This is a genomic window from Lysobacter sp. yr284, from assembly GCF_900107375.1.
Taxonomy (GTDB): Bacteria; Pseudomonadota; Gammaproteobacteria; order Xanthomonadales; family Xanthomonadaceae; genus Lysobacter.
Window position 1 is genome coordinate 107,406 of sequence record NZ_FNPT01000002.1, and the last position, 11,690, is coordinate 119,095.

The following is an 11,690-nucleotide window of genomic DNA, read 5'->3' on the forward strand; positions in this document are numbered from 1 at the left end:
GACCGCGCCCGGCGCGGGCTTTGCGGATCGTGGCTGGCGGCGGCGCGCGCGGCGCCGGTCGAACGGGGCGGCCGCGGCCGCCTCGTTCGTCGCGAAACCGGTGCGGCCGGCGCGCCCGCGCCGAGCGCACCGGTGCGGGCCTCAATCGCAGCTGTTCGAGGTCGGCAGCCGCGTCACCGTCTTGGCCGTGCAACCCACGCCGTTGTTGCAGGCGCGCAGGCGGGTGTAGGTCTTGATCAGGCTCGGGTTGGCGATGCGGGTGGCGGTGCGCGCGCCGCGATACAGCTCGTACACCGGCGGCTGGCCGATCACCTGGCTGAAGTTCGGATCGTCGGAGCTCTGCAGCCAGTAGAACTCGTTCAAGCCCGGCGCCGGCGACCAGTTGGCGTAGGTGGTGGAGGTGATCACCACCTCGCCGCCGGGGCCGTGGCCGATGTTCTCGCAGGTCTGGATGGTCGCCGACTGCGGCACGCCGGGCGCGGCGATGTTGCCGCGCTTGCTGTAGTACGACACGGTCGGAAGCATCCAGTGCAGCGCCTCGACCATGTCGGCGGTGGCGTTGCCCAGCGGATGGCCGTTGTAGCTCTGGTACGGCGAGGACCAGCGGTTGATGCGGGCGCAGCCGGCGGTGGTGCAGCCGCCGGGCAGGCCGGCGCCGATCGCCATGATGGTGCGGAAGCCGCCGGCGGCGCTGACGAAGCCCTGGGCGTACTTGGACGGCGGATGCGGGCCGCCTTCGCCCTCGTGCAGGCCGCCGAGGATGTGGCCGATCTCATGGGTGAAGGTGCGATCGCCGGCGGCGCAGCCGGCGCTGACCACGGCCACCGATTCGCGCCACTGGCTGAAGGCGCTCTGGTGCGCGGGCACGCTGGCGCGGCCGCAGGTGGCGGTCATGCGGCGGCCGTCGACCAGCAGCACCACCACGTCGGCGTTGTACTGGATGCGCAAGGCGTCGAGGTTGCTGAAGCTGGCGAGGCTGTCGCGCATCTGGTCGTGGGTGGTGTTCCAGATGTCGAAGCCGGCGTCGGCGGGTTCGTTGAAGCTCGAAGGCAGCAGCGCGACCCGCTTGAGCCCGCCCAGGTGCACGGCGCTGTTGGCGAACGACAGGTTGGCGTCGGCGAACAGGTTCTGCACGTAGCTGTCCAGCGCCGAGGCCGGCGGGCCGCCGGCGACGCCGCCATGGAGTTGGTTGACGCGGCCGGTGTAGAGCACCAGCACGTCGACCGGATACAGCACGTCCTCGGCGTCGCTCTTAGCGCTGGCGCTGCCGCCGCTGCGCACCGGCGCCTGCGCCGGCGCCGCCAGCTTCGCCGGCACCAGGCCCGGGTGCGGCTGGTGGAGGCCTTCGGCGAGGTTGCGCGAGGCGAACGAGGCGGGGTCGATTTGGCGGACCACCGCGCTGCCCGACAGCGCGCCTTCCAGCACGTATTGCGCGCCGCCGGCGTCGATGCGGCCGTAGACGCCGTCCGCGCTCAGGGTCAGCAACGCCTGCCCGCCGCCTTGGCTGTCGGCGATGCGGCCGACCCAGGTCGCGCGGCCGCCGCCGTGGTCGATCCAGCGAACGAAGGACGCGTCGAACCTGGCGTCGGCGAACAGCGCCAGTTCCAGCGGGGCGGCGTCGGACTGGCGCGAATCGCGCAGCGCCTGCAGCCGGGTCTCGACCCGGCCGGTGCGGCTGGCGTGGCCGGCGAGCGCGCTGGCCGGCGCGCGCGATCCGTCCAGCCCGCCGGTGAAGCTCACCGCCGCGGTCGCGGCCGTGGCCCAGGCAGGCATCGCCGTCAGCAGGAGCAAGCCTGCGATACACAGTGATTTCATCGTGCTTCCCTCATGGAAAACGTTTCGGAATATCCGCAACGCGGGCCGGTCCGCTGGCCGCTGTCGGTATGGGGTCGTCGGCCGGGGCCGCAGGGGCGAGCCGCGAACGGCGGGCCGGGCAGGGCGCGGGGCGAGGACCGCGATCAGTGTAGGAAACCGGCTTCTCACCGGTTGAGCGCGGCGACGCGATCGGCAAAGCGGCGCGCGCGATGGCGCGACCCTCGCCGGCACCGCGTGCGCGGCGGGCGGGCGCTGCGCGGCGCGGCGGCCACCGCGGCCGGGTGGACGGGCCGGACGGCCGCCGCGTGCTAGGCTAGTTCCAATATTTGGAACTACCGAAGCCGTGGCGACCGCCGCGGGCTTGTAGCAAGCTGAGAGCATGAGACCCCTGCATCACCCCGCCGTCGCCGACATCGAACTCACCGCCGTGCTGTACGCGCTGGCCGACCCGATGCGGCTGAGCCTGGTGCGCGGCCTGAGCCGCGACAAGCCGGTGTCGTGCATCCGGGTCAGCGAGGAAAAGGCGCTGGGCCTGCCGCGGGCGACGCTGTCGCGCCACTTCGACGTGCTGCGTTCGGCCGGGCTGGTGCACACGGTCAAATCCGGAACGCAGTATCTCAACACCCTGCGCTGCGACGACCTGGAGCAGCGCTTCCCGGGCCTGCTGCGCGCGATCCTGTTCGCCGAAACCGACCCGGCCGCCGCCGCCGGGGCCGCGCCGCGCACGGCCGCCGGCGCGGCGCGGGCCGCATCCCCGGGCACGCCCAGGCCCGCCGCGACCAAGCGCGCGGCCGCGGCGCCGCGCGCGGGCCGCACGCGCCCGTGAGCGCCGCGAAGCGCGCGCGGCGGGGCCGATTTGCCGATGCGGCTCACAGTCATGACGTTTGGTTGCGCGCTTATGCACTTGGATTCGGCGCCGCGGCGGCCAAGCTGTTTATCGTGTCGTCCCCCGGGTCCGCCCGGGCGTTCGCCGTTCCGTCCTTGCCCGCCCTCAGCCCCGGATAGCCCGCGATGACCGCTTTGTTCTCCGCCTGGTTCCGCATCCCGTTCTGGCAACGCGTGGTCGCCGGCTTCGCGCTCGGCGCGCTGGCCGGCTGGGCGATGGGCCCGGCGGCGGAGACCTGGTTCGGGCCGCTGGGCGATCTCTACGTCACCCTGATCAAGATGATCGCGGTGCCGCTGGTGTTCTTCGCGGTGATCAACGCGGTGGCCTCGCTGCACGGGCAGAAGTCGATCGCCGCGCTCGGCGGCCGCACGTTCTTGTGGTTCGCGATCACCGCGGTGCTGGCGGTGGCGGTGGGCCTGGCGGTGGGCACGATCCTGCAGCCCGGCAGCGGCGTGATCGGGCTGGCGACGGACTCGGCCTACAAGCCGCGCGACGTGCCCAGCGTGACCAAGGTGCTGCTGGACGTGGTGCCGAGCAATCCGTTCTACGCCCTGACCGGCATCGGCGCGACCAAGAACGCCGCCGGCGAGACCGTGCTGGCCGCGGGCAAGGGTTCGATCCTGCCGGTGATCTTCTTCGCCGGCCTGCTCGGCTTCGCCATGGTCAAGCTCGGCGAGAAGGTCGCCGGGGTGCGCAAGCTGGTCGGCGAGGCCAGCGAGCTGATGATCCAGGTCACCCGCTTCGTCCTGGAAGTGACCCCGATCGGCACCTTCGGCCTCATCGCCGCGCTGGTCGGCGCCTACGGCTTCGAGAAGCTGCTGCCGCTGGGCAACTTCGTGCTGGCGCTGTACCTGGCCTGCGCGTTGCACATCGTGGTGGTCTACAGCGCGTTGCTGCTGGCGCACGGGCTCAACCCGCTGAAGTTCTTCCGCGGCGCGGCGCCGGGCATGCAGGTGGCGTTCGTGAGTTCGTCCAGCTTCGCCGCGATGCCGGTGGCGATGCGCTCGATCGTGCACAACCTGGGCGTCAACAAGGACTACGCGGCGTTCGCCTCGCCGCTGGGCGCGAGCATCAAGATGGACGGCTGCGGCGCGATCTACCCGGCGCTGTGCGCGGTGTTCATCGCGCAGTACACCGGCACGCCGCTGACCGCCGACCAGTATTTCATCGTCCTGATCGCCTCGGTGCTGGGCAGCTTCGGCACCGCCGGCGTCCCCGGCACGGCGGTGATCATGGCCACCGTGGTGCTCAGCGCCGCCGGCCTGCCGCTGGAGACCATCGGTTATCTCTACGCCATCGACCGCGTGCTCGACATGATGCGGACGATGACCAACGTGACCGGGCAGATGCTGGTGCCGGTGCTGGTGGCGAAGGAAACCGGGATGCTCGACCGCGAGGTCTACGAAGCGGCGTCGAGCAACGTGGGTCTGGAAGAAGAAGGCAAGGCCTAGCGCCGCGCGCCCGCCGCCTGCGCAGTCCGCGGCCGGCTCGCTGCGTGCGGGCGCGCCATTCGCGCGACGCCTCGCGCGCGCGCCGGCATAATGCCGCGCATGCACGCAACCCTGGCACGGCGCAGGCCGAAGACGAACCCCGCGCGGATGCGAGACCGGCTGCGGCCGCTCGCCGGGCACTGACGTGCCGGTGCGGATCGAACGGGTCGCGATGCAGGCGCGCGAGCGCGACCTGCTGCGCGCCGTCGGCAGGGCCAGCGAGGTGGCGCCCTCGCGGCTGGCCGGCGTCCTCGACTGGCTCGGCACGGCGTCGCTGGCGACGTTGCTGTACCTGTGCGCCTTGGCCGTCGGCGTCGCGGCGTGGCTGCACGCGACCGGCCGCAGCGGCCAGGCCGGGCCGGAACTGGCGTGGATCTTGCTGGCCGCTCCCGTGCTCGGCATCGCCTGGGCCAGCGCGCGCGCCGGGCAGGGCGCGCGCGCCCAGCGCGACTGGCGCGGGCGCGTGTTCGGACCGTGCTGGCGCGACGCCGAAGCCGGCGTGGTCGAGGAGGAACATTACGAATTCCTCGAAGCCGCCCACGTGCGCGACGGCGAGAGCGACGCGCTGATCCACCTGCTGCGGGTCGACGAGCGCCGCTGCCTGGTGGTGTTCGACCCGGAAAACATCCGTCTCGCCGAACACGGCGCCGACCCGCGGGCGAGGCAATCGCGTCCGCGCCGGCGCGCGGTGCTGCGGCGCGCGCCGCAGTCGCGGCGGGTGTTGGCGTTGCGCTTCGAGGGCGAGGCGCTGGCGAGCCAGCCGGGCGACGCGCTGGGCTGGGCGACGCCGGGCTGGTACTGGGACGGGAAGTTGTGGGATCGCGAGTGGCCGCAGATCGCGCAGCGGTTGGCGCAGGGCGTGGAGTGAGGGGCTGTCGCGGCGCAGCGCGAAGCGTCGGGCCTGAAGGCGCTCCCATAAGAGACCTCAAGTCCCTCCCACAAAAGCCCTGAATGTCCCCCGACAAAAGCGTGGCTTCGGCCCGCGGCAGCGGCCTGCGCTTGGGGGAGGGCCTTCAGGCCCGACGCTTTTGCAGCAGTGGCGACAGACCCGCAGCCTCGGCCATGATCCCGACCTGCCCACATGGAAGCCGGCTCATGCCCGAGGGACAACGGCACTGCCTCGTCATCGCCGCGGCGCTCGCGGCGCAGGCGGCGCGCGCATGAGCGCTGCGCCCGCCCGCGCCGCGCCGCCGCGGCCTTACGACCCCGATTGGCCGATGCCGTTCGCCGCAACCCGGGTGCGGACGATGACCCGCGACGAACGCAGACGGCTGATCGGCGCGCGCCGTCTGCCGGGGCCGAGCGCGCGCTGGCCGCGGCGCGGACGGCCGCCGTGGTTGCGCACCGCGCTGTGGCGCTGCGCGTTCGGCCTGCCGTCGTTGGCCCTGGCGATCTGGGCCGTGGGCCGGCTGTTCGGCGGCGCGCCGCTGTGGCTGTTGCCGCCATCGCTGGCCGGCTTCGCCCTCGCGCTGGGCTGGGATGCGGCGGAGCAGGCGCGGCGCGATGCGCGCGGATGGCGCGATTATTGGCGCCAAAGCCGGCGCGAGCTGGGTGCGGACCTGCGCCGCGGCGAAGTGGTCGAGCGCCGTTATCGCTTCCTGGACTGCAAGGTGTTCCGCGTGCGCGATCGGGTGATCGATCTGATGTACGTGTTCAAGCTCGACGAGCGCCATTGCTACGTGCGCTATCACAGCCGCCCCGAACACGTCGCCGAAGGCGCGTGGCTGCCGCCGACGCCGCGCCGCGAGTGGCTGGAAGCGTACCCGCCGCGCGGCGTTGCGGCGCTGGACGCGCGCTACCACGGCGAGGCGTTCGAGCGCGCGCCGCTGGGCTGGGTGCGCACGCTCGATCGCGAACCGCCGGCGCCGTTCGGCGTGTGGGAGGCCGCCTGGGACGAGGTCGAGCGACGGGTGGGCTGCACGCTCGAAGACCCGGAACCCGCGCCGCGCTAGCGGCGACGGGCGGCTGCGTTCGGCGCCGCGCGGCTCACACCCGCGAGTAGGTCCACGACACCATCCGCCCCTCGCGGTACGGCATCGCCCCGTGGAACGGCCGCGGATCGCGGTCGAACACCAATGGCAGGAATTCGCGGTCGCCTTCCCACATCGGCAGCTCGTGCAGGCGGTCGAGGTCGACCCATTCCAGCGTGCCCTCGGGATTGCTCGCGTAGGGTTCGCCTTCGAACGCTTGGATCACGAACACGAAGCCCAGCCAGTCCTCGCCGCGCTTGCCGAAGCCGGGCCAGCTGATGGTGCCGCGCAACTGCAGCGCGGTGCATTCGATCCCGGCTTCTTCGCGGATCTCGCGGCGCATGCCGGCGAGCACGTCCTCGTCGGGTTCGAGCTTGCCGCCCAGGCCGTTGTACTTGCCGAGCTGGTGGTCGTCGGGGCGGGCGTTGCGGTGGACCATCAGGACCTGGCGGCCGTCGGGCGAAAGCACATAGCCCAGGGTGGCCACGATCGGGGTGTACGGCATGGGCGGGGATCGGCGCGGCGGACAATCGGGCGCACAGTGTCGACGATCGTGGACGCAACGGCCAGCGCGGCCGGTCGCCCCCTGTGACTTCCGGCCCGCACCGCCGGCCGCGGCTCGGGTTAATGTGCGCGGACCTGCGTCCGGCGCCGTCCGGCGCGGTTCACCACGACAGGAACGGAGCCTCCCATGCGCAAGCGTCACCTCTGCGTGCTGCTCGCCGGCCTGACCACGCTCGCCTCCGCTGCGTTCGCTACCGCGTCCGCCGCCGAGAGCGACCGTTGGCAGGTACCGGTGGCGGTCAAGAAACTCGACAACGGACTGACCGTGGTCGTCTCGCCCGACCACAGCTCGCCGACCGTCGGCGTCAGCGTGGTCTACCACGTCGGCATGCGCCTGGAGCCGAAGAACCGCACCGGCTTCGCCCACCTGTTCGAGCACCTGATGTTCCAGGGCACGCCGGCCGCGCCCAAGGGCGTGTTCGACCAGGTCATCAGCGGCGGCGGCGGCCGCAACAACGGCTCGACCCGCCCGGACTTCACCAACTACATCGAGGTCGCCCCGGTCTCCGCGCTGGAACGCATCCTGTGGCTGGAAGCCGACCGCATGAAGACCCTGGACTTCAGCCCGGCCTCGCTGAAGAACCAGCAGGACGTGGTCAAGGAAGAGATCCGGGTCAACGTGAAGAACCAGCCCTACGGCGGCTTCATGTGGATCGACATCGGCCAGCACGCGTTCGACAAGTGGGAGAACAACCACGACGGCTACGGCAGCTTCCAGGACCTGGAGAACGCCAGCCTGGCCGACGTGCAGTCCTTCCATCGCGATTACTACGGCCCCAACAACGCCGTGCTCGGCATCGCCGGCGACATCTCGCCGGAAGAAGCGTTCAAGCTCGCCGACAAATACTTCGGCGCGGTCGCCGGGCGGCCGACGCCGGCGGCGCCGGACTACAGCGAAGGCCTCAACACCGCGCAGAAGCGCATCAATCAGACCGACGCGCTGGCGCAGGTGCCGGCGATCGCCGCGGGCTGGAAGATGCCCGCGCGCGGCAGCCGCGACCAGGCGCCGATGGCGGTGCTGGGCAGCGTGCTGGCCGGCGACGACGCGTCGCGCCTGTACCAGTCGCTGGTCAAGCGGCGCCAGATCGCGCTCAACATCGAGCCGCTGTACGGCCTGACCGACCCGTGGAGCTACAACGGCCCCACGCTGTACACCCTGTTCGCGATGTACAAGCCCGACAGCAGCGCCGACGCGGTGCTGGCGGCGATCGACGAGGAAGTGGCCGCCATCGCCAAGAACGGCGTCGACGCGGCGACGCTGAAGCGGGTCAAGACCAAGATGCTGGCCGACTGGTACAACGGCCTGGAGCCCTTCATCGACCGCGCCGACGCGCTGGCGGTGCTGCAGACGCTGTGGGGCGACGCCAACGTGGTCAACAAGATCCCGACCCTGATCGAGGGCGTGACCTCCGCCGACCTGCAGCGCGTGGCCAGGACCTACCTGACCCAGGCCAACCGCACCGTCATCGACCGCCGCCCAGCCGCCGCCGGCCCGGCGCCCGCCGCCGCTGCGCCCGCCGCCGCGGCCGCGGCCAAGAACTGAGGAGAGCGCCATGAGCCTGCTCAACAACCGACTCGCGCTGTCGCTCGCGCTGATCCTGATCCTGGGCCTGGGCGCCGGCGCCGCCAGCGCCGCCCCTTCGCCGAAGCTGCCCGAACGCCTGCCGCCGCTGGCGCCCGACAAGGCGCTGCCGGTGCCGCAGATCGCCCGCAAGACCCTCGCCAACGGCCTGGAAGTGTGGGTGGTGCCGCGCCAGGGCCTGCCGCGCGTGGACTACGTGCTGGCGGTGCGCAACGCCGGCTACGCCGCCGACGCGGCCGACGCCTCGGGCTTCGCCTCGCTGTATGCGGGCCTGCTGGTGGAAGGCACCGCCAAGCTCGACGCCAAGGCCATCGCCGAGACCGCGCAGGGCTACGGCGGCGCGATCGGCGCCAACGCGACCAACGACGGGGTGATCCTCAGCGGCTACGCGCTGCCGTCGCAGGCCGCGCCGATGCTGCAACTGCTGTCGGACGTGGCCGAAGGCGCCAGCTTCCCCGACGAGGAGGTCAAGCTGGCCCAGGCCAACGCGCTGCAGGGCCTCAAGGCCGCGCAGGCGCAGCCCGGGTTCAAGGCCACCCGCGCGCTGCTGGCGGCGGTCTACGGCGACCATCCCTACGCGCGCAGCCAGCCGACCGAGGCGGCGATCAACGCGGTCACCGCCGAGCGGGTCCGCGCCGAGCACGCGCGCCGCTTGCGTCCCGACCGCGCCTTGCTGGTGATCACCGGCCGGGTCGGCGCCGAACAGGCGTTCAAGCTCGCCGAAGCCTCGTTCGGCGACTGGAAAGCCAGCGGCGAGCCGGTCGCCGACGTCGCCCCCGCGCGGCGCAGCGCGCCGGCCCAGCGCGTGTTCGTGCAGCGCGACGGCAGCGTGCAGTCGGCGCTGCGCCTGGGCCGCCCGGCCATCGCCGCCACCGATGCGGACTACGTGCCCGCGCAGCTGGCCGGCATCGTCCTGGGCGGCGGTTTCAGCAGCCGCCTGATGCAGAACCTGCGCGAGGACAAGGGCTACACCTACGGCGCCCGCGGCGGCCTCACCGCGCTGCGCGGCGGCGGCCTGATCCAGGCCTCGGCCGACGTGCGCAACGAAGTCACCGGCGCCTCGCTGGGCGAGTTCGTCTACGAGTTCGGCCGCCTCAACGACTACCCGGTGCCGGCGCAGGAGCTCGAAGACACCAAGCGCTATGTCGCCGGCGGTTACCTCATCGGCAACCAGCAGCAGCGCTCGGTCGCCTCCAGCCTGGCCGGCAACTGGCTGGTCGGCCTGCCGCCGGAATTCCTCGGCGAGTACGTGCCGAAGATCCGCGCGATCGGCGCCGACCAGGTGCAGGCGATGGCGAAGAAGTATTACGCCGCCAAGGATCAGTCGATCGTGGTGGTCGGCGACTACAAGGCGGTGCAGGCGCAGCTCAAGGAGTACGGCGAGTTCAAGCAGGAAAAGTGACGCGCCGCGTTCGCCGATCGCGAAAAACCCCGGCTGCGGCCGGGGTTTTTCGTTGCGCGAGGCGTTGCGCGAGGCGTTGCGGAGGCGTTATGGCGCGGGCGCCGCGCGCCGTTGCGCGATGCGCGCGCCGAGCCAGCTGGCCAGCAGCGGCAACAGCACGCCGGCGATCTGCATCCAGCGCGGATGGACGTAGATCGAGGTCACCGCGATCACGCCCAGCGCCACCACCACGCCGACCGCCAGCGCCGCGACGCGTTTGTGCCGGCGCGAGATCAGCGCCGCGACCAGGCCGCCGTCGAGCGCGCCGACCACCCAGCCGCCGAGCACCAGCAGCAGCGCCGGCAGCGGCGCCTGGGCGATGTGGGCGTTCATCGTCGCCGGGTCCTGGGCGTTGGCGCCGGCCGGCAGCGGATGCAGCAGGCCGTAGCCGGCCTCGAACAACAGCATGGTCGCCATGGCCAGCGCCACGCCGACCATCATCGCCAGAATCGTGCGTCCCATCGCTCATCCCCGAGCCGAGCCGGCGGCGCGCCGGCGACGCGGCGAGCATCGCGCCGCCGGCGCCGGCTTGCAAGCGCCGGCCCGCGCGCCGTGCGCGCGCACGGCCCGCGCACCGCTCGCGCATAATTGGCCGGCGCCAGCCCAGGAGTCCGTCGATGTCCGCCAGCCCCACCGTTTCGCCCCCGCGCCTGCTCGCCTTCGCCGGCAGCCTGCGTTCGGGTTCCTACAACCGCCGCCTGATCCCGGTGTTGGCCGAGGGCGCGCGCGCCGCCGGCGCGCAGGTCGAACTGATCGAGCTGCGCGATTACGCGCTGCCGGTCTACGACGGCGACATCGAAGCCGAGGCGATGCCGCAGAACGCGCGCCGCCTGCAGGAACTGATGGCGCAGCACGACGGCCTGTTGATCTCCACGCCCGAGTACAACGGCTCGATGCCGGCGCTGGTCAAGAACACCCTGGACTGGATCTCGCGCCCGCTGCCGGACGGCCGTTCGGGCACCATGCTGTTCGCCGACAAGGTCGCCGGCATCGTCTCCGCCTCGCCGGGGCCGCTGGGCGGGCTGCGCTCGCTGCTGGTGCTGCGCGACGCGCTGGCCAAGCTCGGCCTGATCGTGGTGCCGCAGCAGGTCGCGGTCGGCCAGGCCGGCGACAAGCTGCACGACTATGGCGAACTCTCCGACGAACGCCAGCGCGAGGCCGTGCACCGCGTCGGCGCCGCCGTCGTGCGCCACCTGCGCGTGCTCGGAGCGGCGGCATGAAGGGCCAGCAACGCGAATTGAACCTGCGCTTCCTGGCCCAGCCCACCGACGTCAACTACGGCGGCAAGGTCCACGGTGGCATGGTGATGAAGTGGATCGACCAGGCCGGCTACGCCGCCGCGGTCGGCTGGAGCGGCAAGTACAGCGTCACGGTCGCGGTCGGCGGCATCCGCTTCGTCGCCCCGATCCGGATCAGCGACCTGGTCACCGTCCACACCAAGCTGATCCACACCGGCACCAGCAGCATGCACTTCGCCGTCGACGTGAAAGCGCGCGACCCGGGCCTGGACGACGGCGAACCCGAAGAGCGCCTGTGCACCCACTGCGTGATCGTGTTCGTGGCGATGGACACGGTCGAAGGCAAGCCCACCCCGGTGCCGCCGTGGACCCCGGTCACCGACGACGACAAGCGCCTGGCCGAATACGCGCTCAAGGTGATGGAGTTGAGCAAGGGCATCGAAGCGACGGTCGAGCGGTACGTGCACGAAGGTTGAGGGCGGCTGCGCTTCGTCGGGACGCAGCGGGGCGGCTCCTTTGGCTGCGGTCTCGCGCGGCTGGCGAGCGCAGCGGCTGTAGGCGCTGCGCAAGCTGCGACCGCGGGGTAGCCGGTCGCGTCGCAAGCGCGGCGCCGCGGTCGCGGCTCGCGCCGCTCCTACAGGGAGCGGTTTGTAGGCGCGGTCTCGCACAGGTGGCGGGCGCAGCGGCTGTAGGAGCTGCGCAAG

11 protein-coding genes are annotated in these 11,690 nt (G+C 72.0%); 8 read left to right on the top strand and 3 right to left on the bottom strand.

Features of this window, described 5'->3' with window-relative positions:
• Positions 1–141: 141 nt before the first annotated feature.
• Positions 142–1,815, bottom strand: a complete 1,674-nt coding sequence (locus tag BLV01_RS05535) for a M12 family metallo-peptidase (protein ID WP_139178519.1) — start codon at positions 1,813–1,815, stop codon at positions 142–144.
• Between the two features lie 379 nt (positions 1,816–2,194).
• Here BLV01_RS05535 and BLV01_RS05540 point away from each other — a divergent pair, with 379 nt between their 5' ends.
• The 4 genes from BLV01_RS05540 (at position 2,195) to BLV01_RS05555 (ending at position 6,143) form a co-directional block, all read left to right on the top strand.
• A complete protein-coding gene (locus tag BLV01_RS05540; RefSeq protein ID WP_091795051.1) occupies positions 2,195–2,641 on the top strand; it encodes an ArsR/SmtB family transcription factor in 447 nt (148 codons plus the stop codon).
• Between the two features lie 185 nt (positions 2,642–2,826).
• Entirely contained in the window at positions 2,827–4,152 is a 1,326-nt protein-coding gene (locus BLV01_RS05545) for a dicarboxylate/amino acid:cation symporter (protein ID WP_091795054.1), read from the top strand.
• Between the two features lie 190 nt (positions 4,153–4,342).
• Complete coding sequence (locus tag BLV01_RS05550) at positions 4,343–5,059, top strand: hypothetical protein (protein WP_139178520.1); 717 nt, start codon at positions 4,343–4,345, stop codon at positions 5,057–5,059.
• Positions 5,060–5,351: 292 nt separating this feature from the next.
• A complete protein-coding gene (locus BLV01_RS05555) occupies positions 5,352–6,143 on the top strand; it encodes a hypothetical protein (protein ID WP_091795060.1) in 792 nt (263 codons plus the stop codon).
• A gap of 34 nt (positions 6,144–6,177) precedes the next feature.
• Here BLV01_RS05555 and BLV01_RS05560 read toward each other — a convergent pair whose 3' ends face one another.
• Positions 6,178–6,666: an NUDIX hydrolase gene (locus tag BLV01_RS05560; RefSeq protein ID WP_091795063.1), complete on the bottom strand. Its 489-nt coding sequence runs from the start codon at positions 6,664–6,666 to the stop codon at positions 6,178–6,180.
• 186 nt (positions 6,667–6,852) lie between these two features.
• On the opposite strand from BLV01_RS05560, the gene BLV01_RS05565 reads away from it, so the two are divergent.
• On the top strand, positions 6,853–8,268 hold the full coding sequence (locus BLV01_RS05565; RefSeq protein ID WP_091795066.1) for a M16 family metallopeptidase: 1,416 nt from the start codon (positions 6,853–6,855) through the stop codon (positions 8,266–8,268).
• Between the two features lie 10 nt (positions 8,269–8,278).
• Positions 8,279–9,709, top strand: coding sequence for a M16 family metallopeptidase (locus tag BLV01_RS05570; protein ID WP_091795070.1), 1,431 nt, complete (start codon positions 8,279–8,281; stop codon positions 9,707–9,709).
• A gap of 87 nt (positions 9,710–9,796) precedes the next feature.
• On the opposite strand, the gene BLV01_RS05575 is transcribed toward BLV01_RS05570, so the two are convergent.
• Positions 9,797–10,210 (bottom strand): hypothetical protein, encoded by a 414-nt coding sequence (locus BLV01_RS05575; protein ID WP_139178521.1) that lies wholly within the window; start codon positions 10,208–10,210, stop codon positions 9,797–9,799.
• 155 nt (positions 10,211–10,365) lie between these two features.
• Here BLV01_RS05575 and BLV01_RS05580 point away from each other — a divergent pair, with 155 nt between their 5' ends.
• The gene (locus tag BLV01_RS05580) at positions 10,366–10,968 is read left to right on the top strand and encodes an NADPH-dependent FMN reductase (protein WP_091795076.1); all 603 of its coding nucleotides are present in this window, start codon (positions 10,366–10,368) and stop codon (positions 10,966–10,968) included.
• Positions 10,965–11,462 (top strand): acyl-CoA thioesterase, encoded by a 498-nt coding sequence (locus BLV01_RS05585; protein WP_057946784.1) that lies wholly within the window; start codon positions 10,965–10,967, stop codon positions 11,460–11,462. Before BLV01_RS05580 ends, BLV01_RS05585 begins: the two co-directional genes overlap by 4 nt.
• Positions 11,463–11,690 lie beyond the last annotated feature (228 nt).

Bases quoted from the DNA above. Each gene is read 5' to 3' on its own strand.
- BLV01_RS05560 (WP_091795063.1), bottom strand. From the start codon at position 6,666: ATGCCGTACACCCCGATCGTGGCCACCCTGGGCTATGTGCTTTCGCCC.
- BLV01_RS05565 (WP_091795066.1), top strand. From the start codon at position 6,853: ATGCGCAAGCGTCACCTCTGCGTGCTGCTCGCCGGCCTGACCACGCTC.
- BLV01_RS05580 (WP_091795076.1), top strand. From the start codon at position 10,366: ATGTCCGCCAGCCCCACCGTTTCGCCCCCGCGCCTGCTCGCCTTCGCC.
- BLV01_RS05570 (WP_091795070.1), top strand. From the start codon at position 8,279: ATGAGCCTGCTCAACAACCGACTCGCGCTGTCGCTCGCGCTGATCCTG.
- BLV01_RS05545 (WP_091795054.1), top strand. From the start codon at position 2,827: ATGACCGCTTTGTTCTCCGCCTGGTTCCGCATCCCGTTCTGGCAACGC.
- BLV01_RS05540 (WP_091795051.1), top strand. From the start codon at position 2,195: ATGAGACCCCTGCATCACCCCGCCGTCGCCGACATCGAACTCACCGCC.
- BLV01_RS05575 (WP_139178521.1), bottom strand. From the start codon at position 10,210: ATGGGACGCACGATTCTGGCGATGATGGTCGGCGTGGCGCTGGCCATG.
- BLV01_RS05535 (WP_139178519.1), bottom strand. From the start codon at position 1,815: ATGAAATCACTGTGTATCGCAGGCTTGCTCCTGCTGACGGCGATGCCT.
- BLV01_RS05555 (WP_091795060.1), top strand. From the start codon at position 5,352: ATGAGCGCTGCGCCCGCCCGCGCCGCGCCGCCGCGGCCTTACGACCCC.
- BLV01_RS05585 (WP_057946784.1), top strand. From the start codon at position 10,965: ATGAAGGGCCAGCAACGCGAATTGAACCTGCGCTTCCTGGCCCAGCCC.